At 44.3% G+C, this 25,612-nt stretch carries 18 protein-coding genes and 1 pseudogene; 6 read left to right on the top strand and 13 right to left on the bottom strand.

Annotated features, from left to right (window positions below):
* Positions 1 to 23: 23 nt before the first annotated feature.
* The 6 genes from QWZ07_RS04400 to yiaK form a co-directional block, all read right to left on the bottom strand.
* Positions 24 to 887, bottom strand: a complete 864-nt coding sequence (locus QWZ07_RS04400; RefSeq protein WP_192853650.1) for a Cof-type HAD-IIB family hydrolase — start codon at positions 885 to 887, stop codon at positions 24 to 26.
* A 10-nt stretch (positions 888 to 897) separates the two neighbouring features.
* On the bottom strand, positions 898 to 1,608 hold the full coding sequence (locus QWZ07_RS04395) for an L-ribulose-5-phosphate 4-epimerase (protein ID WP_017108909.1): 711 nt from the start codon (positions 1,606 to 1,608) through the stop codon (positions 898 to 900).
* 94 nt (positions 1,609 to 1,702) lie between these two features.
* Positions 1,703 to 2,677, bottom strand: coding sequence for a DctP family TRAP transporter solute-binding subunit (locus tag QWZ07_RS04390; RefSeq protein WP_192853651.1), 975 nt, complete (start codon positions 2,675 to 2,677; stop codon positions 1,703 to 1,705).
* A 21-nt stretch (positions 2,678 to 2,698) separates the two neighbouring features.
* Positions 2,699 to 3,979, bottom strand: coding sequence for a TRAP transporter large permease subunit (locus QWZ07_RS04385; RefSeq protein ID WP_017108910.1), 1,281 nt, complete (start codon positions 3,977 to 3,979; stop codon positions 2,699 to 2,701).
* A complete protein-coding gene (locus tag QWZ07_RS04380) occupies positions 3,979 to 4,467 on the bottom strand; it encodes a TRAP transporter small permease (protein ID WP_102299233.1) in 489 nt (162 codons plus the stop codon). Before QWZ07_RS04380 ends, QWZ07_RS04385 begins: the two co-directional genes overlap by 1 nt.
* Positions 4,468 to 4,491: 24 nt before the next feature.
* Positions 4,492 to 5,493 carry a 3-dehydro-L-gulonate 2-dehydrogenase gene (gene yiaK / locus QWZ07_RS04375; RefSeq protein WP_017108911.1) on the bottom strand — a complete coding sequence of 334 codons (1,002 nt, stop codon included), beginning with the start codon at positions 5,491 to 5,493 and terminating at the stop codon, positions 4,492 to 4,494.
* A 422-nt stretch (positions 5,494 to 5,915) separates the two neighbouring features.
* Here yiaK and QWZ07_RS04370 point away from each other — a divergent pair, with 422 nt between their 5' ends.
* The 3 genes from QWZ07_RS04370 (at position 5,916) to QWZ07_RS04360 (ending at position 9,839) form a co-directional block, all read left to right on the top strand.
* Positions 5,916 to 7,085, top strand: coding sequence for a glycerate kinase (locus QWZ07_RS04370; protein WP_192853652.1), 1,170 nt, complete (start codon positions 5,916 to 5,918; stop codon positions 7,083 to 7,085).
* Positions 7,086 to 7,285: 200 nt separating this feature from the next.
* Positions 7,286 to 8,737: a catalase KatE2 gene (gene katE2 / locus QWZ07_RS04365; RefSeq protein ID WP_192853653.1), complete on the top strand. Its 1,452-nt coding sequence runs from the start codon at positions 7,286 to 7,288 to the stop codon at positions 8,735 to 8,737.
* Positions 8,738 to 8,966: 229 nt separating this feature from the next.
* On the top strand, positions 8,967 to 9,839 hold the full coding sequence (locus tag QWZ07_RS04360; protein ID WP_065111522.1) for a patatin-like phospholipase family protein: 873 nt from the start codon (positions 8,967 to 8,969) through the stop codon (positions 9,837 to 9,839).
* Positions 9,840 to 9,958: 119 nt separating this feature from the next.
* Here QWZ07_RS04360 and QWZ07_RS04355 read toward each other — a convergent pair whose 3' ends face one another.
* The 3 genes from QWZ07_RS04355 to QWZ07_RS04345 all read right to left on the bottom strand — a co-directional run bounded on the left by QWZ07_RS04355 (position 9,959) and on the right by QWZ07_RS04345 (position 12,369).
* Positions 9,959 to 10,951: a 2-hydroxyacid dehydrogenase gene (locus tag QWZ07_RS04355; RefSeq protein ID WP_192853654.1), complete on the bottom strand. Its 993-nt coding sequence runs from the start codon at positions 10,949 to 10,951 to the stop codon at positions 9,959 to 9,961.
* Between the two features lie 225 nt (positions 10,952 to 11,176).
* Positions 11,177 to 11,509, bottom strand: coding sequence for a TehB family protein (locus QWZ07_RS04350; protein WP_065111520.1), 333 nt, complete (start codon positions 11,507 to 11,509; stop codon positions 11,177 to 11,179).
* 56 nt (positions 11,510 to 11,565) lie between these two features.
* Positions 11,566 to 12,369, bottom strand: coding sequence for a ferredoxin--NADP reductase (locus QWZ07_RS04345; protein ID WP_099167029.1), 804 nt, complete (start codon positions 12,367 to 12,369; stop codon positions 11,566 to 11,568).
* Between the two features lie 355 nt (positions 12,370 to 12,724).
* On the opposite strand from QWZ07_RS04345, the gene yihG reads away from it, so the two are divergent.
* Positions 12,725 to 13,669, top strand: coding sequence for a 1-acylglycerol-3-phosphate O-acyltransferase, YihG family (gene yihG, locus QWZ07_RS04340; RefSeq protein ID WP_017108917.1), 945 nt, complete (start codon positions 12,725 to 12,727; stop codon positions 13,667 to 13,669).
* Positions 13,670 to 13,823: 154 nt separating this feature from the next.
* Here yihG and QWZ07_RS04335 read toward each other — a convergent pair whose 3' ends face one another.
* The 3 genes from QWZ07_RS04335 to glgX form a co-directional block, all read right to left on the bottom strand.
* The gene (locus QWZ07_RS04335; protein ID WP_192853667.1) at positions 13,824 to 14,546 is read right to left on the bottom strand and encodes a tRNA (adenine(22)-N(1))-methyltransferase; all 723 of its coding nucleotides are present in this window, start codon (positions 14,544 to 14,546) and stop codon (positions 13,824 to 13,826) included.
* Positions 14,547 to 14,672: 126 nt separating this feature from the next.
* Positions 14,673 to 16,415, bottom strand: coding sequence for a diguanylate cyclase domain-containing protein (locus QWZ07_RS04330; RefSeq protein WP_192853655.1), 1,743 nt, complete (start codon positions 16,413 to 16,415; stop codon positions 14,673 to 14,675).
* A 293-nt stretch (positions 16,416 to 16,708) separates the two neighbouring features.
* On the bottom strand, positions 16,709 to 18,682 hold the full coding sequence (gene glgX, locus QWZ07_RS04325; protein WP_137003450.1) for a glycogen debranching protein GlgX: 1,974 nt from the start codon (positions 18,680 to 18,682) through the stop codon (positions 16,709 to 16,711).
* 434 nt (positions 18,683 to 19,116) lie between these two features.
* Between glgX and lamB the strand changes: the two genes are divergently transcribed.
* Entirely contained in the window at positions 19,117 to 20,325 is a 1,209-nt protein-coding gene (gene lamB / locus QWZ07_RS04320) for a maltoporin LamB (RefSeq protein WP_017108921.1), read from the top strand.
* A 163-nt stretch (positions 20,326 to 20,488) separates the two neighbouring features.
* Positions 20,489 to 21,316 (top strand): MalM family protein, encoded by an 828-nt coding sequence (locus QWZ07_RS04315; RefSeq protein WP_192853656.1) that lies wholly within the window; start codon positions 20,489 to 20,491, stop codon positions 21,314 to 21,316.
* A gap of 535 nt (positions 21,317 to 21,851) precedes the next feature.
* On the opposite strand, the pseudogene pulA reads toward QWZ07_RS04315, so the two are convergent.
* A pseudogene (gene pulA / locus QWZ07_RS04310) lies at positions 21,852 to 25,503 on the bottom strand (pullulanase-type alpha-1,6-glucosidase).
* Positions 25,504 to 25,612: the final 109 nt, after the last annotated feature.

Here is a 25,612-nt window from a genome sequence, read left to right as displayed (position 1 = left end):
CTTAATAAAGCCGATGCTTTAAATTAATGGGCACTAAATAGGTCTTGTAAAAGCGTCGCTAACCCAGTCTTATCGTCATTGTTTTTAGGCGTGATCAGGTTGGCTGAGCTTTTTACGGTGTTATCTGCATTTTGCATTGCGATGCCAAGTCCTGCTGCTTTAAGCATCGAAATGTCATTGTGGTTATCACCAATCGCGACACACTGCTCTAGGCTGATACCGAGCGGCTCAATGTAGCGAGTCAAGGCATTACCTTTGCTATTACCTGTTGCTGCGAAATCGACACGATCAATCCAAGATCGTTCGCCGTTGAAGTTCTCTTTCACAAAAGGAATCTCTGCGAATGTGTTTACTTCACCTTCAACGACAAACTTCCACACATACTCTGAAATTTGTGCTTCATGTTGGAAGTCGTCGACCTTTTGAATGTTTGGTCGCTGGCTTTCTGGAAAGGTTTGAGACCACGTCAGTAGCGCTTCCATGTATTCAATAGGGCGTGCTCTCGAGTAGAGCATTGCATCACGCACATACATCACCATCTTCAGATCATGAGCTTGAGATAGAGTGATAAACTCAGCCGCAATTTCTTTGTCGATGGCGTTTTCTTGAATGACCGTATCGTTCTGGTAATCAAAGATGTAAGTGCCATTGCAACAAATTATTGGAGTCGATAAACCAAGCAGATCGTAATAAGGTTTTGCCGCGACATGATGGCGACCCGTAACGATCACCACATGAGTGTGTTGAGCGACTTGCTTGATGGCTTCGACTAACTCTTGGCTAATCGTGTGCTGCGAGTTGAGCACCGTCCCATCGAGATCTAATGCCAATAGCTTGTGCTTATCCAATGTATGTTTATAGGACTTATGCGGTGATGACTTATGCATGTGCGAGGCCTTACTTCTGTCCGTAGTATGAGTTCTTGCCGTGTTTACGGTTGTAGTGTTTATCTAGCAGCTCAGGTTGAATCGCTACTTCTGGACTGATAGCGCGAGTGGCTGTTGCCATGGCTGCAATCTCTTCCATTACCACTGCATTGTGCACGGCATCTGAACCATCCTTGCCCCATGTAAATGGGGCGTGGCCTGCGATGATGACGCCTGGCATTGCTTGCGGGTCGATATCACGTTGGTTGAATTCTTCGATGATCACTAAGCCTGTGTTTTTCTCATAATCCGACTCAATCTCAGCTTTTGTTAGCAGGCGAGTACAAGGTACATCACCGTAGAAGTAATCGGCGTGTGTGGTTCCAAGTGCTGGAATGTCTCGGCCGGCTTGTGCCCATATTGTTGCGTTACGAGAGTGTGTGTGAACAATGCCACCGATGGTTGGGAAGGCTTTATAAAGCTCAATGTGCGTAGCCGTGTCGCTTGAAGGGTTCAACTTGCCCTCAATGCGGTTGCCTTCTAAATCGAGAACAACGATGTCATCTGCCGTCATTACATCGTATTCAACACCTGACGGTTTTATTGCAATCACGCCACGTTCGCGGTCGATTTCAGAGACATTGCCCCAAGTGAAAGTCACTAAGCCATATTTAGGAAGTTGCAAGTTTGCTGCGAACACGCGTTCTTTTAATTCTTGGTATGTTTTTTGTTCTTGAGACATTGTGTTTGCCCATGTTGTATTTAGTGAATGACGAGCGGATTGCCTAGCTAAATTCCCTAATTAAAAGAGGGCTAGGCAATCGCACTCAATCGCGTTACTTAGCTGCTAGCTTGATCTTGTTGATCATCACATCGCCATTTTTCTCGATGTATGCGCTCCAAACAGGCTGGATAGCTTGTTGGAAAGCAGCACCATCAACGTCACGGTTTACTTGCATGCCGTTCGCTTCTAGTTGAGCAATCATCTTGTCTTCTTTTTCAATGCTTAGCTCACGTTGCATTGCAACCGCTTCAGCAGAGACTTCTTCAATGATTTTTTGCTCGTCTTCCGTTAGCTTGTCGAACTTACGTAGGTTCATTGTTAGAACGAGTGGTGAGTAAGCGTGTTGTGTAAGGCTTAGGTATTTTTGTACTTCGTCAAACTTGAAAGATAGCGTTACAGAAATTGGGTGGTCTTGAGAGTCAACAACGCCGGTTTCAAGTGCTGTGTAGAGTTCTGATACAGGAAGTTGTTGCGGGTTAGCACCTAGCTCGTTGAACATGTCGTTTAGAGCTTTAGAACCATTCACACGCATTTGTAGGCCTTCAACATCAGAAGGAATACGAATAGGTTTTTCGTTGTTGGTCATGTTGCGGTAACCATTTTCTGGGAACCCAAGACCTTTAAGACCGAATTTTTCAAAGTTCGCTAGCACTTCTTTACCCGGTTCGCCGTCAAGTACTTTGTATGCTGTTTGACGGTCTGGGAACATGAACGGCAGAGTAAAGGCTGCTGATTCAGGCATTAGGCCGTTGTAGTTGTTCAAGCCAACCATCGCTATATCAACGATGCCAGCACGTGAACCATCAATCATCTGTTTATCACTGCCCAATTGACCTTGTGGGTAGACGTTTACTTTGATTTCGCCGTTTGAACGAGCTTCTACTTCTTTCTTAAAGAACAAAGATAGGTCTTGTTGCAAATCCGACTCTGGTGCAGCGTGCGCCAGTTTTAGAGTCGTCGCGGCAAAAGCGCTAGAGCTCATTGCGATAGTCGAAGCGAGTAAAGTAAGTTTTAGTAGGGTTTTCATTATTATTTTCTCCGTCGAGGATTAACCAATGACAAACGACATTGGCACAGTGATAATGCTTGGGAAGATGACAAACAGTGTGAGCAGAGCCATGTAAGCAGCGATGAAGGGCAATACACCTTTCACTGCGGTCGACATTGGTACTCTCGCTACACCACACACTACGTTTAGTACGGTGCCTACAGGAGGCGTAATCAAGCCAATTGAACAGTTAATAACGAACAGTAGGCCGAAGTACGTTGGGTCAATTCCAGCCATCTTGATGACAGGCATTAAAAGGGGTACAAGGATTAGAATCGTTGGGCTCAAGTCCATAACCATGCCGACACAAAGTACGAGCAACATAATTACTGCCATTAATAGGCGTGGGCTATCCACCAGTGGACCTAACATTTCTGCGAGTTGTTGAGGAAGCTGAGCAACAGTAATTAGCCACGCTGCAACCATTGCACAACCCACCAAGAACATAACCATTGCGGTCGAGCGACCAGCGTTCAGTACGATGTGGTAGAACTTCTTAATCGAGAGCTCTTTGTACACAAACGTAGAGATGAAGATTGCGTAAGTTGCGGCTACTACAGCGGCTTCTGTTGGTGTAAAGATGCCGAAGCGAATACCAACAATGATGATGACTGGCAGCATTAAGGCCCATACACCATCTTTAAGTGCTGCGCGTTTTTCTGCTTTTGTCGCTTTTTCTGATGTCGCTAGGTTTTCTTTGCGAACTGTCCAGCGCCACACAAACATCAATGTCATACCCATTAACAGGCCAGGAACGATGCCGCCTAGGAATAGGTTTTTGATCGAGATACCGCCAGCAACACCTACAAGGATCAGAGGGATTGAAGGTGGAATAACGGGTGCGATGATACCGCCTGAAGCAAGTAAGCCCATTGAAGGTGCTTCTGGGTATTTCGCTGCTTTCATCATTGGGTAAAGAATACTGACCAAGGCTGCTGCATCTGCTACAGCTGAACCAGAAAGGCCAGCAAGCAGTACCGAAGTCATGATAGCAACGTAACCTAAGCCACCTTGACGGTGTCCCACGTAAGTGGTTGCTAGGCGAACAATACGCTGTGACAAACCACCCGATGCCATTACTTCACCCGCAATGAGGAAGAATGGAATGGCAAGCAGAGTGAAGCTGTCGACACCATTAATTAAAGACTGCGCAAGAATGTCTGCACTAAAGAAGTCCATGTGAAGCATCAGCGCCATTGAAGACAATAACAGTGCAAACGCAACAGGAAGACCAAGTAAGATTGAGACAATCAATACCGATAAGAAAATGGCTAACGTCATTATTCTTTCTCCTCATCTAAGCTATCTAGCTGCCAGTCGGGCTTGAAGATTCGAACAAAGGCAATCACGCCCATTAACAAACCTGACACCACACCGGCTAAGTAAAATAATGCTGAAGGAAGCCCTGTAAGCTGAGAAATATCTGACCAATTAGACATCATTTGACGGTATGAACCGACGTAAAGCATGCCGACAGAAATCAGTACTATTACCCAGCAGATACGTCTTAATACGGGTACTGCTTTTGGGAAGAGTCGTTCAGAAAACTCCGCAACAGCGAGGTGTTCACCTCGGCGCAGCACAACGGCGGCACCGAGCATGACAACCCATACAAGACCAAGGCGAGATAGTTCTACAGAGGGACGAAGACCAGAAGAAAAGCCATAACGTAAAACTACGTTAGTAAATACGAGCGCAACCATACAGGTCAGAATGACCGCCATGATGACATCGATACTTTTCCAAATACTCTTTAATACACTTTGCATAACGCTTTCCCTACCTTTGGCTAATTACAGAGACGTAATTTGTTCCCAAATCCCATCGTTGATTTCAATGCCGCCAGCTGCTTCGTGTTTCTTGATGAAGTTTTCAATTTCAGAACCAGCAATCATCACTGAGCCACTTTCTGCAGGCTCTGACTCAAGCACGTAATCACGGATGCGCTTCATCTCTTGTGCGTAAGTGCTTTGATCCATTGTTTTGCTTAGGTCGATAGCGATAAGGAATTGAGATACACCAAACTCACCACCCATATCTTCAGTCAGCGCTGGTACTGAGTGGCCGCCAGTGATTGCCGTAAGCATCATGTCTAGTACGATGGCCATTGATGAACCTTTCCAGAAACCCATTGGAAGCAGGCGTTTGTTTTCCCAAAGTACATGCGGGTCTTTAGTGAGTTCACCTTCGTTGTCAAAGCCACCAACAACAGGGAGTTCTTTGTCAGCAAGCACGAAGTTTTGTAGCTGGCCGTAAGAAAATTGGCTCATTGAACAGTCAACAACCACCGGTGGATCGCCCGCAACCGCCATGATGAGAGGGTTTGAACCAACACGGTGATCTTTACCACCCCATGCTGGCATCACTGCGATTGAGTTGGTTGATGCAATTCCTGCAAAACCTTCGCGAGCCATTTTCAATACGTAAGCACCGCCACGCATCCAGTGGTTAGAATTACGCATACCGACCATGCCAATGCCGTAGTCACGAGCCAATTCCATGGCACGCTCTGCACAGATAAGACCGTTAAGAACGCCAGGGCCGTAGTTACAATCCCATTGCTCTAGTGCACCCATACTGTTAACGCATTCTGGTTCAGCATTTAATTTGATTTGACCTTTGTCTACTTGGTCAATGAACACTGGAAAACGGTTGATGCCATGCGAGTAAGTACCTTCGTTTGCCATCTCAACAAAACCAGCCGCAAGCTTGGTTGCCATTTCTGGTTTCATGTCGCGAGCCAAAAGGATTCGTTCGTATTCTTGTTGTAGTTTTTCAGTTGATACTAAAGGCATCTGTGTTCTCCGATAAGTTTAATTCCATAATACGGAATGAATTATTGTTTTTATTCCGAAAATATTCTGTGAGCAAAGTTACGAAATATTTCCTTATTAAGTTTTTCTCTAATAACTGTTAACTGGTTAAAAATTGAAACAAAAAGACTGGTAAATTCCGCAATGTGGAACAGGTGGTGTGATCCATATTGGATTTCAATCAAATATCTGTGGTCAATTGATTGTTGTTTCGTCCCAACTTTGCAAAATGTGGAGATATTAAGGAACAGTAACTTTACGGATCTTGCTTTTACCGTCGTCAAAACTAAAAGGGACGTCACAACAAATGGCAGCTTTGGGGCGCACTAATTAGGGAGCTTTTATACTAATTGGTGTCATTTCTCTTTTTTAAGCTCGTCTACAACTCTCAACGGAACGGCATTATGAAAATTGTTATTGCACCAGACTCGTTTAAAGAATCTTTATCTGCTGTATCGGTGGCGACGTGCATTGAAAAGGGCTTTCGTGAAATCTTCCCAGACGCTGACTATGTGACCTTACCTCTGGCTGATGGCGGTGAAGGTACGGTCGATGTGTTACTGCAAGGTTTAGCCGGACAAAAGCGAACACATCAAGTTGAAGGGCCATTGGGTGAGTTGGTTAGTGCAGAATGGGCGATGTTAGAACCGTCAGTTCAGAGCTCCAAGAGAACGGCTTTGATAGAGATAGCTGCCGCGTCTGGTTTGGACTTGCTGACACCAGAACAGCGCGATCCTTTGGTTGCTTCGTCTTTTGGGACAGGACAGCTGATATTAGAAGCGATAGAGCAGGGTGCTCAAACCATCATTCTTGGATTGGGTGGCAGTGCGACCAACGACGGTGGAGCGGGCATTGTGCAAGCGTTAGGTGGAGCACTATTAGATAGCACAGGGCAAGAGCTCAGCCGAGGTGGCGCTGCGTTAGCGCAATTAGCATCTATTGACCTAACAGCTCTAGATCCACGCTGTGCTGATATAGAGTTAATCGTCGCGTGTGATGTTGATAATCCATTGTGTGGTGATAACGGCGCCAGCCATATATTCGGCCCACAAAAAGGGGCGACGCCTGAACAAGTCTTACTGCTTGATAAGGCGCTAGCGAATTTTGCTCAAATTGCTGAATCGCAAGGTTGCGTTGGTGGTGATGATCCTGTTCACAGCCGCGTGGGTTATGGCGCGGCTGGTGGCACACCGATGGGGCTTGGTTTGCTATTTAACATGCAAATCAAACCCGGTATCGAGATGGTACTGGATGTCTTACAAGCTGATGACGTGTTGAAAGGTGCCGACCTTGTGATTACTGGCGAAGGGCAAATGGACAACCAAACTCTGCAAGGCAAAACACCTTACGGAATTGCTAAGCGAGCAAGTCTCCAAGGTATTCCAACCATAGGCATTGCTGGCTCATTGGGAACTGAGGTAGAAGCACTTTATGGAGAAATGAGCAGCTTGTTCGGGACGGTACGTTCTCCTCAGTCACTTGACCAAGTTCTGCAGGAGGCGGAAAACAATCTGACAAGAACGGCTAGGAATATTGCAGCGACGCTTAAACTAGGAAGGAAAATACTCGATTAGTCAGTGCCTTAGAATATGATTCCTAAATCAGTCGTTTAATAGGTTTTATAGATTATAACGATAAATAGAAACGATTATATTTTATGCCATTAGAGGTCTATTCTATATCCATAGTATTTCAGGGGCTTTTGAAAGGAAGCCAGTATAAATATCAAGGTGCACTCACTATTGCTGCACCTTTGGACCTTAAGGAATAGATCATGAGTAAAAAACTAACTACAGCTGCGGGTTGTCCTGTTGCTCATAACCAGAATGTTCAAACTGCGGGTAAGCGCGGTCCTCAACTTCTTCAAGATGTTTGGTTTTTAGAAAAGATGGCGCATTTTGACCGCGAAGTCATTCCAGAGCGTCGTATGCACGCGAAAGGTTCAGGCGCTTACGGTACATTTACTGTTACGCATGACATTACCAAATACACCAAGGCAAAACTGTTTTCTGAAATAGGCAAAAAGACCGACCTGTTTGCACGTTTTACAACGGTTGCCGGTGAGCGTGGCGCCGCTGATGCTGAGCGTGATATCCGTGGCTTTGCATTGAAGTTTTATACTGAAGAAGGTAACTGGGATATGGTGGGTAATAACACCCCAGTATTCTTCCTTCGTGATCCTCTTAAGTTCCCAGATCTAAACCATGCGGTTAAGCGTGACCCGCGCACCAATATGCGCAGTGCGAAGAACAACTGGGATTTCTGGACTTCTCTACCTGAAGCGCTTCACCAAATTACCATCGTGATGAGTGACCGTGGTATTCCTGCTACGTATCGTCACATGCACGGTTTTGGTAGCCACACGTTCAGCTTTATTAACGCAGACAACGAACGTTTCTGGGTGAAATTCCACTTCAAATCTCAGCAAGGTATTAAGAACTTGTCTGATGCAGAAGCGGCACAAGTGATCGGTGATGACCGTGAAAGTCATCAACGTGATCTGCTAGATAGCATTGATAACCAAGACTTCCCTAAATGGACACTGAAAGTACAAGTGATGCCAGAAGCGGACGCGGCGAAAGTGTCTTACAATCCGTTCGATTTGACTAAGATCTGGCCACATGCCGATTACCCATTGATTGAAGTGGGTGAGTTTGAATTGAACCGTAACCCGCAAAACTTCTTCGCAGAAGTTGAGCAGTCGGCATTCAACCCGGCGAACGTAGTTCCAGGTATCAGCTTCTCGCCAGACAAGATGCTGCAAGGTCGCTTGTTTGCTTACGGTGATGCGCAACGCTACCGCTTGGGTGTTAACCATCAGCATATCCCAGTAAACGCACCTCGTTGCCCTGTACACAGCTACCACCGTGATGGTGCGATGCGTGTTGATGGTAACTTTGGTAGCACACTTGGCTATGAGCCAAACAACGAAGGCCAATGGGCAGAGCAACCAGACTTTGCAGAACCAGCATTGAACCTAGATGGCGCTGCAGCGCATTGGGATCACCGCGAAGATGAAGATTACTTCTCGCAACCGGGTGACTTGTTCCGCCTGATGACGCCAGAGAAACAAGCGATTCTGTTTGATAACACAGCGCGTAACATAGGTGGCGTGCCTAAAGAGATTCAACTGCGTCACTTAAGACACTGTTACAAAGCCGATCCAGCTTACGGTGAAGGCATTGGTAAACTGCTTGAAATCGATGTAAGCGAATTTAAGTCGTAATCAGTAAGTTTGATTAGTTAAATGAAAGGCCGTTGAGTTAATCACTCAGCGGCCTTTTTTATCATTATATGTATTAGGTGAGTCATGTAAGTAGTACCAATTACTTGAAAATTAGCACCATTTCTATTGATAGTTTTTGCCTATCGAATTGATAAACACATCCCATTATCTTTATAAAATGGACGGGATTATCCTACAGCTATCAGTTTATAAAGTAATAGAGTTTGAGATGAGTAAAAGCGCATTAATCGTTGAAGGTGGGGCTATGAGAGGCATCTTCGCTGCCGGAGTTTTGGACGCCTTTATGCAAGACGATTTCCGTCCCTATGATTTTGCCATTGGCGTGTCTGCAGGTGTGTCCAATCTGGTTGGCTACTTATCTCAAGCGCCTAAACGCAGCTATAACGTGATCACTACTATGGCGACCGATAAGACGTTCTTTAACCCTGCTCGCTTTGCTAAAGGTGGCAATTTGGTCGACGTGAAGTGGTTGTGGGATGAATCTAACCAACGTTACCCACTCGATTGCGGCCAGCTGTTCTCAAGTGTTCCTTTAATTGCTGCTGTAACTAACGTCGATACTGGCAGTGCCGATTACTATCATATCAAGCCTGAAAACCTTTCTAACGTGGTTGAAGCAACAACGGCTCTACCTATCGCTTACCGTGAAACACCGTGCTTCTCTGGTGGTTGCTATACCGATGGTGGTGTAGCCGATTCAATTCCAGTTCGTGAAGCTTATCGCCGTGGTGCGCGAGACATTACCGTGATTCTTTCTCACCCACTTAGCTACCGAATGAAACCGCAGAAGTATCAGTGGATGCTGAAAAAGCTGCTAAAGAAATTCCCAAACATTGCAGAGTCGATGGCGGTGCGAGCTGAAAACTATAACCAGTCTTTGGAGTTTATTCGTAATCCACCCAAAGATGCGACCATCAAGGTGATTGCGCCACCGGAAGCGTTCGCGGTTAAGCGACTCACTATGGATCAAACTGTTCTGGACGCAGGCTATCATATGGGCGTGAAGGCAGGTGCAGAGCATCTGGCCATTCGCAAAGGCGTTTATGGTTTGGATAACGAGGATTGTCACTTCTGCGTCTAGTATTTCTTTTCGATAATCGCATAAACGAAAAGCCACGCTGTTCATTAAGAATTAGCGTGGCTTTCTATTTTTAGATTGAGTCTATTACTAACTCAGTCTGCTATTAACTCAAGTTGTTGTTAAACCAGTTCGTTGCCGCTGGTGTTGCCTGTAAAGAAGGCATCAACACTGGTGAGCGTTGTATTGGCAATGTTGAACAGAGCATCTTTTGTTAAGAAAGCTTGGTGACCAGTGAACAATACGTTGTGACAAGCAGATAGGCGACGGAATACGTCATCGACAATCACATCGTTAGATTTGTCTTGGAAGAACAGCTCTTTTTCGTTGTCGTAGACATCAAGGCCAAGCGCGCCGATCTTGCTCTGTTTCAACGCTTCAATTGCAGCGGTTGAATCCAGCAGTTCACCACGACTGGTGTTGACGATCATCACGCCATCTTTCATTTTGCCAAATGCCGTTGCATCTAATAGGTGGTAGTTCTCTTTGCTCATTGGGCAGTGTAGAGAAATCACGTCAGACTCTTTATAAAGCTCGTCGAGCTCAACGTATTTAGCGCCCAGTTCTTTTGCCAATGGATTCGGGTATGGGTCGTAGCACAAGATGTTCATGCCTAAACCTTTCAGAATTCGCATAGTCGCTAGGCCAATTTTGCCAGAGCCGATCACACCAACAGTTTTACCGTGGAAGTTAAAGCCAACCAAACCCTCAAGAGAGAAGTTCGCATCACGAGTGCGTTGGTATGCTTTGTGTAGTTTACGGTTTAAACACATCATCATGCCGACCGTGTGTTCTGCTACCGATTCTGGTGAATAAGCCGGAACGCGAACCACTTGCAGGCCAAACTCTTTGGCTGCATCTAAATCGACTTTATCAAAACCGGCACAGCGCATCGCAATCAGCTTAGTGCCGCCTTTCGCTAGAATCTCTAGCACATCTCGAGATAGGTCGTCGTTTACAAACGCACAAACCGCTTCGTTGTCGTGCGCCATTTTTGCTGTTGTTGTAGTGAGTCGAAAATCGTGAAAATGGAACTCGGCGTTGAGTTCGCCTTTTGCAAGTTCAAATGATTTTTCGTCGTATGATTTTGAGCTAAAAAAAGCAATGTTGAGCATGGCTTCCTCTCTTACCTAAAATATAAATAACCCGTCTGTTTTATTAATCTAAAATCGGGCTAAAACTAATAACTCTCTTCAGTGTGCTAGAGTTTTTTTCTCTTGTCTATCACCATTAGTCATTGTAATTAATATGGTTATTTGATCTTCTATCATCACTTTTTGAACATTAAAAATCACATTACGAAGTAGCTTGCTTATAAGTTCATCAATATTGAATGGATCTTACTTTCGGGTGTTGAACATCTTCTTGGTCTCTTTTTCTGACCAGAAGTTAATGTTGAATTGCGCGTCGTCACTCAGTTCCACTCGATGCCAATATTGAGGTGGGCTTGTGGCAAATTGCCCAGCTTGGATCGTGATAACATTTTCTGGTTCCGTTGCGTCGGCATCCGCAAAGCCATAGAAGGTGACCGTCCCCTCCATTACGCAGATCTGGCCGAATACGCCTTCTGCGGTGTTGTGGTGATTAAGCAATGCAGCCGGTATGTTGTCTTTGGTGAAAAATGGTGTGGAACGTTGAATTTTCCAGTGTGACGGAATACGTAAATGACTCATATAAAACCTCTTTTCGAACTGTGTTTTTACTCATGTATTGAAACTAGCAGTCAGGATTACCAATAGTTCTCGCTACTAAATTGACCTGGCTTCTTGCGTAAGTGTTTTTGCAATCCCAACGATATTAGTGCTTCGCTCGTGTCTCGAACCATTTGGGGATTACCGCAAAGATAGAAGAAACTATGTCTTTGGTTGATAGTGATAGACGAGGCTCGTTCAAGGTCGCCTCCAAGTAACAAGCTTGGGATTCGTCCGCGCAAAGTTCCGGTGACTGATTCTCTAGAAATAATTGGCACATACTTAAGTTTCCCCTGAAAGTGTTCAACGAGTTGATTGATTCGATCTTGATACGTGAGGTCTTGCTCTGTTCTTACAGCGTGAACCAGCACAAGGTTGTTGAACGACGTTGTTTTTTTGAAATCTACTTTGCCTTGTTGTTCTATCAACAGGCTTTCGAGCATAGAGATAAAAGGGCCTACGGCCGTTCCGGTTGAAAGCATCCATAGATCATCTGCGATCTCTGGGATCTCCTCTAATGTCATGAACCCACTTGGGTCTTTACCGACAAAGATGTCGTCGCCTACCTTCAATTGATGAAGTTGAGGAGAGAGCTGACCGTTTTGATCCTTAACAATTAAAAACTCAAGCGACTGATGACCGTGTTCGTGCTCTGGCGAATTCACCATTGAGTAAGCACGTCTAACAAACTCGCCTTCACTGTTACGTAGTCCCAGCTTAGTGAATTGCCCTGCTTGGTAGGGCGAGACTGGTGCACTGACTTGAAGAGAGAACAGTTGCTCCGTCCATTCGGTCTTGTGTACGACTTTTCCGGTTACTAAGCCATGAGGAATATCTGTCATATCATCACCTTTATTTAGAGAAGTTATCTCATTAAGGATACTCAACTATCTTACTTTTTGGAGTTGCATGTACCATGCCAATAATGAGAATGCTTATCAATACTGTATTTGCAAAGGGAATTACTTTCAATAGAGTCAAAAGTACTTGTATAGATGAGTGTCTCAATGACTCTTAGTGGTCTTTTTGTTTTCATTTAAAGGTTGGGTCGTGGTGACTTGGTTATGGCTAGTTTTGAACTGAGCTTGATCAAACTCAATGAGTGGTTTGACCCTTGAACGATTCCACCAATAACTGAAGAGAATAATTTACAGATGAGTATAATGGCGGCTTTCGATCTCAATATAGCCTTGTTTTATGCTTGATAATCTTCGTATGGTCTTGAACGTTTTGTTCGTGACAATCAATACTGCCATGACGGCTTTTACCGTCAGTTTCTTTGGCCTCATCAAACTGATTCTCCCGATACATCCGGTTCAAAAAGTGTGTACTCGTTTAGCCAATTTTACGTTCTGGTGCTGGGCTTCTCTTAACTTATGGATGCTTAACGTTAATAACGATATCGAGTGGCAAGTTGAAGGTGGGGAAGATATCTCGACCAAGCAGTGGTATTTGATGATGTCGAATCATCTAAGCTGGGCGGATATTGTGATTTTGTCTTCTATTTTGAAAGACAAGATGCCGATGACTAAGTTCTTCCTTAAACACGAACTGTTGTATGTTCCTTTTGTCGGTCTGGCCTGCTGGGGCTTAGACATGCCTTTCATGAAACGCCATTCACGTGAGTTTTTATTGCGCAACCCAGAACGTCGTAATGATGATTTTGATGCGATTAATAAGGCGTGTACCAAGTTCAAACTTGCTCCGACAACATTGGTCAATTTTGTCGAAGGAACGCGTGCTAACCACGAGAAGCTATCGACAGTGAAGACACCTTATCGACACCTACTAAAACCGAAAACCGGCGGTGTGGCGTTTGCTCTGTCTGCAATGGGCCCAATATTAGATGGTATTGTCGACGTTACTTTAGCTTACCCAGAGAATCAGACTTCTCCGTTTGAAGACATGCTGAAAGGTAAGATGAAAAAGGTGGTCGTGCGTATTAAATTGCACCCAATGGATGAGAACGTCAACGGTAACTATTTTGAAGATAAAGCGTTTAAACGCCGTTTCCACAGTTGGTTGAATAACACGTGGAAAGAGAAAGACGACTATCTTGATACGGTTTATGGGGTTGATACGCCCTGTGAGGTTGAAACGACTGATGAGCCTGATGCGGTTCACAAGAAACAAGAGCAGTAAGCTCAAACCAAATTGATAGCAATAAAAAAGCCGATAGTTCATTGAACTATCGGCTTTTTTATTGAATTGGGTGTATTAGAGGTAAGCGATAAAGTTAGTACTTACTATAATCTAGTGGCATTGGAATCAATGCTATATGCAGAACGTGTGAGGGCTAAATCGCTTGGTAAGCATCAATGATGTGCTTCACTTCGCTAGGCTTACCTTGCTGCTCTTGTCCTTGATGGATACGTAAGTAGTGCTGCAATGTTTTGGCTTTGTATTGCTGTGATACCTTCATTTTCTCATCACTACTTGGTGTCCAGATCTTGTCACCGACGTTTGATATTTCGCTAACGTTTTGGCTTTTTTCTGCATCACCTTGGTTGTTACTCACCAATAAAATCTCGTAGTAACGACGGTTTTCTTCAATCAACACTTCATCAATAAGGCCGAACTTGAGCGCTTTTAAATGGCTTCTTAGTTCGAATTGTTGATGCACAGGGCAAAGCAAAAAATCGATATCTTTGTCTGGATGCTGGCGATGAATGTCGTCGACGAGCTTTTGAGTCAGATCGCCCCCCACACCAGCAATAATAACGAGATGTCTGCCAGTGTGCTTATCCAGCGGAATGGCTGCGACATCTAAACAATAGACTTTCCACTGACTCTGCTTGTGTTGCTCAACGTTGTTATCTTGAGGAAAATAACGCGTTAACTTGCCTTGAAGCTCGTTCATCAGAGACGGGACAATATCAACAAAGTGAATCAGAGGCGCTTTGTTGTCTGACAACAGTTGAACCCCCAAAAAACCGTGATCACAGCAACAATCCCAAATGTGTTGGTAGTCATTGCTGACAAGAGAGTGGAGAGTTTGCAGTCGGTTGCTGAGCTTCATAAGATTCGTGTCGTTAGAAAGTGATAGGTCGTTGTCGTATCGAAGGCGCATTGTAATGACTTTATACAAAAACACCTAGAGGTTAAATTCTAGGTGCTTTATGTGTACACGTGAATCTGCGGCGGATTATGAAGCTTGCGCGACGGCTCTAATATGGCCTTCCACTCGGTTCTTTCCCAGCTGTTGTGCAATCAATTTAGATTGTTCAGCCAAGGCTAAGGCGGTATCGACGGCCCCTTCAACCTGCGAAAACCCAATGCTCGCACTGAGTGAGAGTGTTATTTCAGGCGCTTCAATAGTTTTGGTAGCGATGCTTAATCGACACTGATCAAGCTGATGTTTCGCGTCTTGCGCACTATTGGCCTTGAATACGATCCCAAACTCTTTTTCGTTTAAGCGAGATAGACAGATCCCTTTGGGCTTCGGGAAATGGGAACGTAAGATTTCTGCGGTTAGCTTGATCATTTTATCGCCAATCGACTCACTATAAGCTCGATTTATGTGGTCGAAATTATCGATATCTAACAGAGCAACGTAGGTATCGGGTTCAGACGAATGTACCCGTAAAGCTTCATCAAAATGCGCTTTATTGTCGAGTTGGGTCATCAAGTCTTTACAGCTAACTTGTAGGTGGATCAGTAAATTAGATAACGATACTTCGGCGTAACTACGGATCATACGCAGAATAGATTTATTGATCGGAAATCGACTGTTGATATAAATCACCGCGATAAGCTGCTTACGAGCATGAAGTGGGATGCAATAGTGGCGTTGGTGGATCTTGAGTTTTCGCGCCAATACATCGGCGTACTTGCCATTTTGATAGGTTAACTGCTCTGGAAAGAAGCTGTCTGCAAATGCTTGGTCTATGTGAACAATTGACTTATTACCGTGATAATCAATAGTGCAGAACGAGTGGCACTCGGCTTGATACAGACAAAATTGAATACCGTTGTGATAGGTGAAACTATTGATTATCGATTTTAATTGATCTTTAAAACTCACCAGATCGTTCACTCGATTAAGCGAGGATAGTGCAGAATTAAGTCGGTGAATCAGATAGCTGGCTACAACCCAAAGCAGCAAAAGCGATCCGATAACAATACCGGTCAGCGTAAACTGGTGTGAGCTGGTGAGAATGTCTTTTCTATCCGTACCGGCAATGAATACCCAATTGAGGCTGTTGTCAGCGTCAAACACCGAGACTTTGAAATTATCCTGATAGTAGTACTCATGATTACCCTTTAGTTGACCTAAAGATAATAAGTGACTGATCCCTGCATGATAGCTGATCGATTTGGAGCCCACGCGTTTCGGATCTGGGTGGAATACGAGTCGTTCTGTGGTTCTATCAACAACAAACACGTAGCCGTTATCGAGTGTTTTTAAGTCTCTTAAGCCTTGTGTGGTATGCAGCAAATCAAATTCTATCCATATTTCTTCATTGAGCTTAGCCACGGTATGTTTGACTGCGAACACCCAGCGGTCATCAGGCTTTTGGTAAATAGAAGATATATAGAAATCATCGACGACGGTATCTAAAGGTTGCCATTCAATAGCTGAAATTTGGCTTGCCGAGAGTGGGGTGTCCCGAGTCGAGATGTAATGCTTAGATTGAGGTTGGTAACGAATAATATCGGCAAAATTAGGTGTTCTTTTTAGAATGTTTTCACTTAATTCAACAAATTTATCGCTGTTTACTGCCCCTGTTTTTATGTCACCAAGGCTAGTTTCTAAGAAATACAATTTGCCGAAGGTCGCTTCGATATTGGACTTGATAATTGAGGTGGCAATGCGGATGTTTGAAGATGATTGAGATTCTGCTGAGTTCTCTGCTTGGCTCAATTGCGTTGCTGCGAGATAGAGCATTCCTCCGGTTAATAAGAGTACGTAAGGTTTGAAAAGCCGAATAAGTGTTTTAGGTAAAGCCATGATATCCAAAGACGTTATAGATTCATTTTTATAGTACGGCCATACTAAACAGTTTTCGTAATCACATCAATGCAAATGATTCCATATAAAAGGATGATTTCTGTGATATTCAGCTAACAAAAAAGCCAGCTATAAATATAACTGGCTCCTATGGTTTTTGATGTTTTATTAAGCTGACTGAGCTTTTAACCTAAATCAAATCAAATCAAATCAAATCAAATCAAATCAAATCAAATCAAATTAGTCTTGGCTGGTGAATAGTGCAAAATAGCCATTGAAGTCGGCGATAGCAACATTTCACCTTCTGCATGACCCGGTTTTACGTTTCTTAAGTTGGTATCACAGATGGTCACCCAGTTTTGGTCACGATCACTTGGTAACGTAAAGCGAGCTGGTGCATTGGTTTGGTTGATCAAGTAAATCAACTCATCGCCATCTTTACCGATACCTAAATGCAACGCCACCGAGCTCAAACGGTTCCAATCATCATGTTCCATGAGTGTGCCATCAACACGGCTCCAGAAGATGCGGTTAGAGTTACGCTTTTCGCCACTGAATGCTTTAATAAATGGCACCATGTACTGTTGACGTGCCGCAATCATTTCCGACAACCAACTCTTGAAGTAGGTTTTACGCTCTGAGTCTTCCCAGTTTAACCAACTGGTTACACCATCTTGGCAGTAAGCGTTGTTGTTGCCTTTCTGAGAGTGAGACAGTACATCTGCGGTCAGAATATGTGGAATACCAAAGGCGAATAACAAGCTCGCCATAAAGTTGCGCTTTTGTTTTTCACGAGTCGCAATCACTAATAGGTTTTCAGTTTCCCCTTCAACGCCATAGTTGTCTGAGCGGTTGTCACCATGTCCATCACGATTGTTCTCACCATTCTCTTCATTATGCTTGTGCTTGTAAGAGACAAGGTCTTGCATGGTGAAGCCATCATGATACGTGATGTAGTTGACGGTGAGTTTGTACGGCCAATGCGCGGCGCTGTAGATGTCGCGAGATCCCATCAAGCGAGTTGCAAACTCTTTCAGGTAGCCTTGATCACCGCGCCAGAAGCTGCGAGTGATGTCTCTGAGCTTGTCGTTACACTCATTCCAACCGAGTGGGAAATTACCCACCTGATAGCCGTTCGGGCCGATATCCCATGGTTCTGCGATGAGCTTGGTTTCTTTGAGCACTGGATCTTGAGCAACGGCTTTGAAGAAAGCAGCTTCAGGGTTGTAGTTATCACCTTCGCGCCCCAGCGTTGCTGCCAGATCAAAGCGGAAGCCGTCTATTTGGAATTCGCTGACCCAGTAACGAAGGGTATCCATAACCAAGTTCAGTGCTGGCTGGTGAGTAAGGTCGACCGTATTACCGCAACCAGTGAAGTTAGCGTAATGACAACCATGCTTAATGTAGTAGCGGCTATCGAGCGCTTTTAGGTTGAAGGTAGTACCACCTTCGCCGCCTTCAGCCGTGTGGTTGTAGACCACGTCAAGAATGACTTCAATACCATTGCGGTGTAGCTCACGAACTGCTGTCTTTAGCTCGGTCACAGCATCTTTCTCGGCATAACGAGGATCTGGCACCATGAACAAGTATGGGTTGTAACCCCAGTAGTTCACTTTCCCCATGTCTAGAAGATGAGGTTCATGCATACACGCAGCAATAGGTAAAAGTTGTAGAGAGTTGATGTTTTGTTGTTTGTAGAACGCTAGCATTTCAGGGCTAACTAGGCCCATGTAACGACCTTTGGTATTGGTCGCTACCTCTGGGTGAAGTTGAGAGAGGCCTTTTACATGGGTTTCAAAAAGAACAGTATCTTCTCGGCTGATACGTGGCTTTTCTACGTCTTGCCAATCAAAGGTGTCATCAACAACAAGGCATTTTGCCATCGAAAAGCTCTTTTCATTGCTATATGGCGTGACGTAATCGAGTGGTTCGCTGATTGCTTTAGCGTAAGGGTCTGAAAGCAGGATCGGGCCTTCATCAGTTTCAGCAAGGAAACCGTATTTTTGTCCTGCTTTTATGCCTTCAACAAACACATATCTAATATCAGCGTATTCGTTATCTAGTTTATAAGTAACAAATTCGTCATTCTCATCGAATAATGCGAGGGAGAGGGATTTACAGTCAGGAGAATAAATAGAGAAGTTACAGCCAGTGTTACCTAGCGTTGCGCCTAGCGGATAAGGGCGAGCGAGCGTTCTAGTCATTGCTTGATTTCTTGTTCGTTTATCAACATCAGTGAACTATTAGTAAAAAGCTTTGTCACAGTAAGGTCAAGCAACTTCACATAATAATTACGATGAAAAAAATAATTCATCGATGAAGTTCAAATTATATATTTGAAGTAGATCTCACTTATGCTGAATAATTAGATCTGAGTGCTGCCTACTCCTCCTAGATTAAGTGATCTACCTCTTTAAAACACCATTCTGTATATTTTCTACTCCCCTCTAGTCCCCCTTAATTAAGTGAGGGGTGGAGGAAGTCAAACTTGTCATCCCCTCTTAATATTGACTCCGTTGAAACGAATCAGGGGAAACCCTAAACCTCTCTATCTTACGTCCGCCATTACTGCCTTTGGTTGCCGCAAGAGAGCAAAAATATAAAAACCTAAAATAAATCGTCCTTAATGGAGTTAAGAATGAAAAAAGTAAGTTTGATTGCTGCTGCAGTGGCAACTACATTAGCTGCTGGCTCTGCGTTCGCTGTAGATTTTAATGGCTACATGCGTGCTGGTACTGGTATTAGCGGAAATGATGGTGGTGACGTTTCATTCATGAAGAATGGTATTGGCCGTCTAGGTAATGAAAACGACAACTATTCTGAGTTTGGTCTGGCTGAAGAACTGAAAACTGGTGAGCAAACTTGGCGTTTAGAGTCAATGATTGCTTCTGGTGCTGATGGCGCAAATGGTTGGGAAGACGGTGACTTTAACGTTGCTCAGTTCGCTGTTAAAGCAACAGGTGTTTTATCTTTTGATGAAGAAGCGACTCTTTGGGCTGGTAAAACATACTACCAACGTAAAGACATCCACATCACTGACTTCTACTACCTAAATACATCTGGTACTGGTGGTGGTATTGAAAATATTTCAGTTGGTAACCAAAAACTTTCTTTAGCAATTATTCAAGATGGCGAAGATGAGAACGGTGCTGGTTACATGGCTGATGCTCGCCTAGCGAATATCGGTTTATGGGAAGATGCTAGTTTAGAGCTTGGTGTTGTTTACAACTTCGGTACTGAAAACAAGAATGGCAAATACGATGGTGATGATGGTCTACTTGCTACAGGTATTATCCACCAAAACATGAGCAACGGTTTTAACCAAACAGTTGTTCAGCTAGGTACTGCTGGTTACGGCGTTCAAATGGCTAACTTCTGGGGTTCTGGTGCTTACTATGATCGCTCTGGTGCTCAAGATGATGGTTTTGGTTACCGTATTCTTAACTGGGGTGTAATGAACCTAGGCGAATCTTGGGAAATGGGTCACCAACTTGCATACCTAGCAGGTTCAGACCTAGGTGTTGATAAGCATGATTCAAGCCAATACTCTATCGTGGCTCGTCCAATGTATAAGTGGAACGACACAATGCGTACTATCTTCGAAGCTGGCTATAACGCTGGTGAAGTAGACAACGTTGACTTTGGTGGCGCTAAATTTACTGTTGCTCAAGCATGGGCAATGGGTGACAGCTTCTGGGCTCGTCCTGAAATCCGCGTATACGGTAGCTACCTAATGGATCTAGAAGGTGATTCATTCGGCGAAGTGAAAGATGCGAGCGGAGATGTAACAGCTAAAGGTGCTGACAACGACTTCGTTGTTGGTATCCAAGTTGAAGCTTGGTGGTAAGCCACTTAGCTTAAAATCCTAAACTGTCCTAATTCATAGCCGGCTTGCGTCGGCTATTTTTTTAAGGAATGTACGATTAGTAAAAAGGTTTCCTAGGTTAATTATTTTCGTTATGGTAATTAACTAAGTAAATTTCTTAAAAAAATAAAAATAAGGAAGAACTATGTATTTTCGCGCTCTAATGTTGAGTGGTTGTGTTGCGTTAGCTGGTTGCCAATCTGCGCAAGTAGTCGAGCAAGTTCAAGTGGCACAAGCAGAACAAGTGAATTCTATTGCTGGTCTTCAATTTGCCCCAATGAAGCTGCCAAGCTCGGCAATTTTTGATGTGACGCCAAATAGCCAAGTATTAAATTACCAAGGAATAAACAGCCCTGTAGTAGCGGTTGAACTGCCTGCAGATCGCGGTGAGTACTCGATTAATATCACGAGCATTATCGGTGACACAGCGTTTGTACCAAATGCGGTCATCTATGACGAAAACGGTCGAGAGCTAGAGCGTTATGGTAAAGAGAGCTTCGAATACGCAAAACCAAGGCTACACTTGGGAAACCGCCTCGTTGCTGAGAACGATTTTTACCCACCGACAACAGCAAAATCAGTTTATTTAGTTATCTATACAGATCAAGCTGATCTTGGTGGTTTTACTGATGTGATTCATCCAGCTCGCTTGGACGCGGAAGGCCGTGGTAACTATTTACCTGAAGTGAAAGATATCCCGATTCCAAATGCTAACGTTGGTAAGATAGAAGTAACAATCGATAAAGCGAGCTTCTTCTCAATTGGTTCATCAAACAGTGAATCTAATGCTAAACCAGCGGCTGCTAAGATCGATACCATTCAACCAGAGACGCAAACTTACTACCATAATGCAATTCAAACAGCAGTAAGTGAAGACAATATTCCAAAAGCTCTGAGTCTATTAGATGAAGCAAAAGCACTAGGTATTGAAGGCGCGCAAGAAGTATTTGTAAAAGCCGTTAATAAAAAGTAGTCGACGAGTTTGTTAATACCGATTGATATAAAGAGAAGGGCTCCTAACTAGGGGCCTTTTTTATTGCCTGCAATAAGTAAAAAATAACATTTACATTCACTGAGTACTTGGGGTTTAAATAACCGCTGACGTACACATAATAATCAAGGGATAATATAAATGGACGTTCTTGGCTATTTATGGTCTTGATTTGCTCACTGCTAATTCAAACACTCTCGTCTATTTTAATCCTCTCAAAAATCTGAATACGAACTCTATTGACGAATCGCCATTTCATTTACCAACCTAAATCTAAACTCGGCTTCCTAAATTTCACACACACTTAAATTAGACGCTCACTCGAAGTCGTTATGCTTTCTACTAAGAACTAAGGTGGCTCGTCTATCACTTAACACTGAGTATTTTCGATGAGAAGCAAAGCAACGGTGTGGTGCATTGGGATTGGAGTTTATTGAGGATAAAAAAAGGGAGACTGACGTCTCCCAAAAGGCTAGCTTTCGCTGGTTTTATTATCTGTTTATTAGAATCATAAGGCTTAATTCTTGATTACTGAAACGACCGCTTTTTCTACATTGTCATCTAACTCATGAATCGCATTCAGAGTGAATGTGTAGCTGCCAGCTTCAGTGACGCTAAGCTTACAGTTCCCATCATCTGTGGTCTCGAGGGCTATAGATCCAGAAGCCAGTTCAAGAGAGTTGCAGCCAAGGTTAGGTGTTCCCCAATCTGCATCCGAAAACTTGAAGCCATAGTTATTAGCCTCTAAGTTGCCTGTTACAGAATAAACACCATTAGCAACAAAGCTCATCGCCCAATCATCAGTTGCGCCCCATTTATTCATGTCACCACGAACGTAAACAGTCGTTTGGCCGTAAGGCGGAATGCTAGATACATCTTTACCTGAGTTATCAACCGGTAGACCTGCTCCTTGTACGACGCCATTTTGGGCTTGTACGAACACTGCGGTTGTTAACGCAGGTACAGTGAAAGTTTCAGCGGCAAAGCTTGCGCCTTTCACTGTGTCATCAGCTGAACTTTTTTGAACTGTGTGCAGTGTGAAACCTGTCGCTCCTGTGATTTTGAACGATTGAGATTCATTGGTAGAGTTTACAATCGCGACAATCGCATCGTTGGCTGAGTCAAGGCTTTTGCCTGCGGACACACCATCATCGATAGACATCACGATTAGGCCTTCGACTTGATCTTCGCCAACGTTACGGAAGTCGACACGCTTCATGACTTCGTCTGCTGTGTCTAAGCGGAACAGTTCACTTGAGCTGCGGATTTTCAATAGCTCTAGGAATTGCTGTTTAGTTAGTTCAATGTCGTCTGCGTCTGGTTTAGCCGTACTGTCAGCAATGATAGTTTTGATCAAATCCCAGTTAGCACCATCTTTGTCTTCACGTGGTAAGCCAACATTCCAGTTGTTGTTAGTACCATCAAACATGACGCGGTTGTACCAATCACCAGAGTCGTAAGAATCGCGCTGCATAGACTTAGAACGTAGCAGTTCAGAACCCATATGGATGAATGGTATACCTTGGCCTAACACCCACGGTAGAAAGCGATACAGACTGCATGCGAGCACGCTCTGCAGAACTAGTACCTGCAGCGATCTTGTAAGCGTTGTTATCCCAAAGCGTTTGGTTATCGTGTTTTGAAACGTAAGAGATGTTCTCTGAAGGCATTTTTGTGTAACCAGCGGGCGCGCCGTTGTAGTCGACGTTTTTACCCAGTTTGGTGTCGCCTTTGTAATCAATTAGCACGTATTCTGCGAGGTTACCTGCCATACCTAAACGAACAAGGTCTTGGTTGTGTAAGCGACCGTTGATTGAGTCTTGATCTGTCTTGGTTTCTTCATTGGCATTCGCAGCATTACCGAAGCCTTGGTTAAAGCGAAGCGGGTGATTCCCTTCTGAGTCGACACCACCGTCGAACGGGCTACCGCCACGAACGGCGTCACGTAATCGATCAGAGAATGTACCTATCTCTGTGCCTGCCATATTGATTTGGTTCGCTTGGTCGAAGCGTGCGTTATCGGCTACTTCGCCAAAGTCCCAACCTTCACCGTAGAACAGTGTGTTCTCGTCGATTTTACGAACTTCAGCAAGAGCTTCTACCATCACGTCTTTTGGCTGGTGGCCCATTAAGTCAAAACGGAAACCATCCACTTTATAGTCGTCAGCCCACACCTTAAGTGAATCGACCATTAACTTACCCATCATTAGGTTTTCAGTCGCAGTGTTGTCACAACAAGTCGAGTTTTCGACGCCACCTGTGTTTACGTTAAGGCGGTGATAATACCCAGGGACAATCTTATCCAGTACTGATTTATCGTTCACACCAGACGCATTGGTATGGTTGTATACCACGTCCATGATCAGCTTGAGATTCATGTCGTGCGTGGCTTTCACCATTTGACGGAATTCGAGAATACGCTGAGAACCGTTAGGATCTGTCGCGTAGCTTCCCTCTGGTACTGTGTAATGGAATGGGTCGTAACCCCAGTTGAAACTGTCGAGCATGCGCAGGTCGTTCATTAGCGCTTGCGCATCGCCTGTTGAAGGATCATAACCATCGAGTACTTCTTCGATGACTTTGTTTTCGTCTTCGTTTCCACATAACGTGGCAGTCGGTTTTACATCACATAGCTTACCAACGGTGTCAGTAATATCGACACGGCTCGCTTCATCTTCATCGACGGTAGCGATATCAAATGCCGGTAAGATATGCAGCGTCGTTAAACCTGCATCTTTCAAAGCTTGTAGGTGCTTGACCGACTCACGGTCTGCTTCTGTGAGAGCTAGGTATTTGCCGTTCCATTCTTTTTTTCCTAGGGTATCGCTGAAGCTAAAGTCACGCAGGTGTGATTCGTAGAGTACGTGGTCTTCGTCTTTCTCTACCGTTGGGCGCTTATATCCAACCCAACCTTCAGGCATTAATGCAGCATCATTAAGGTCGATAACTTGAGAGTATGCAGAGTTTTTTGACAAACTGAGTGAGTAAGGGTCGGTTACTAGGCGAGTTTCAATGTTACCTGTGGTTGGATGGTAGACCTTCACTTGGTAACGGTAGTAACTGTTGACTGCATTAGACACAGCATCAGTCGCCCAAATACCTGTCTCAGTGCTCTCCGTCATTGGGAACACTTGTGAATTTTGCAGATCTTCGCTGTATAGGACGAGTTCTACATCTTGCGCTGTTGGTGCCCAAAGTTTGAAGGTAGCCGCACTGCCTTCAACAATCGCACCTAATTCTTCACCCATTGCATTACCAGTATCTTCGCTAGCAAATACCGCATCAAGCACACCTGGCTTTTGAACCTCAGTTGAAGAGATAACATCGCCATTGGCATTGTAGGCAACAAAAATTATCTGAGATTTTAAGATGGTGCGTAATGTGTTGTCGTCAACGTCGATAGCAAGGGCCGGTAAGCTTGCAAGGTGGCGGAAACGCTCTTTCAATTCAGAAGACAATTCCCCATCTTTGCTTAGTTCAATTGCAGTGCCACCCACGATCTCTTTGTCGTCGTTCATAGTGATGCTGTTATCGAGTGCGTAGAACAGTTTCACCGAATCGGCGTTACCAGCGGCTTCCCAAGCGATGGTCTCTGCGTCCAACCAATGCGCTTTTTGGCCATCGATATTGACGGGACGCTCTGAAATTGGGTCGTAATACAACTCGCTGCTGCCATGGAACCCGAATACGCCCTGTGAATCGCCAAGCTTGGTTAGCTCAATTTTAGAATTGGCACTACCAAACGCTTTTTCGTCGCCATTGTGTAAGATGAAATTCATGCATTTATGTGGGTCAGAAGCATCTGGATCGACTTTCAACACATAGTAAGCGCCATAGGTATCACTGATACCATCAAATTCGTAAGGTGCTTCCCAGTTAGTGCCCGTTTCGCTTAACCCCATGGCTACTAAGTCTGTGCTAGTGCAGCCTTCGCCATTCCATAGGTGAAGCCCCCAGCCGTCGTAAGTAGACCCCGAAGTGCTTGCAGCTGCAACATCACGTTTGTAATACACAACGACTTCGTTTTCGCCTGCTTTGTATAAGCCACTGTTGCCAGCATCCGTGTCGCTGTCGTTATCGCTACCACAGCCTGCGATAAGGGTGGCGGTGAAGAGAGGTAGAATCGCTTTGGCTAGCGTTGACCGTCTGAAGCTTCTCTTTTTTGTAATGTCGAAGGTGCGTTGTAGAGTGATGTTCTTATTAATATTTATGTTGTTCACGTTTGATATCCATATTTCACTTTTTATGAAGATGAATATCCTAGTCCGAATGATGGCC

The organism is Vibrio lentus (genome assembly GCF_030409755.1).
In the GTDB taxonomy this organism is placed as follows: Bacteria; Pseudomonadota; Gammaproteobacteria; order Enterobacterales; family Vibrionaceae; genus Vibrio; species Vibrio lentus.
The sequence above is the reverse complement of the archived record's forward strand: the minus strand, read 5'-3'. Positions and strand labels throughout refer to the sequence as shown.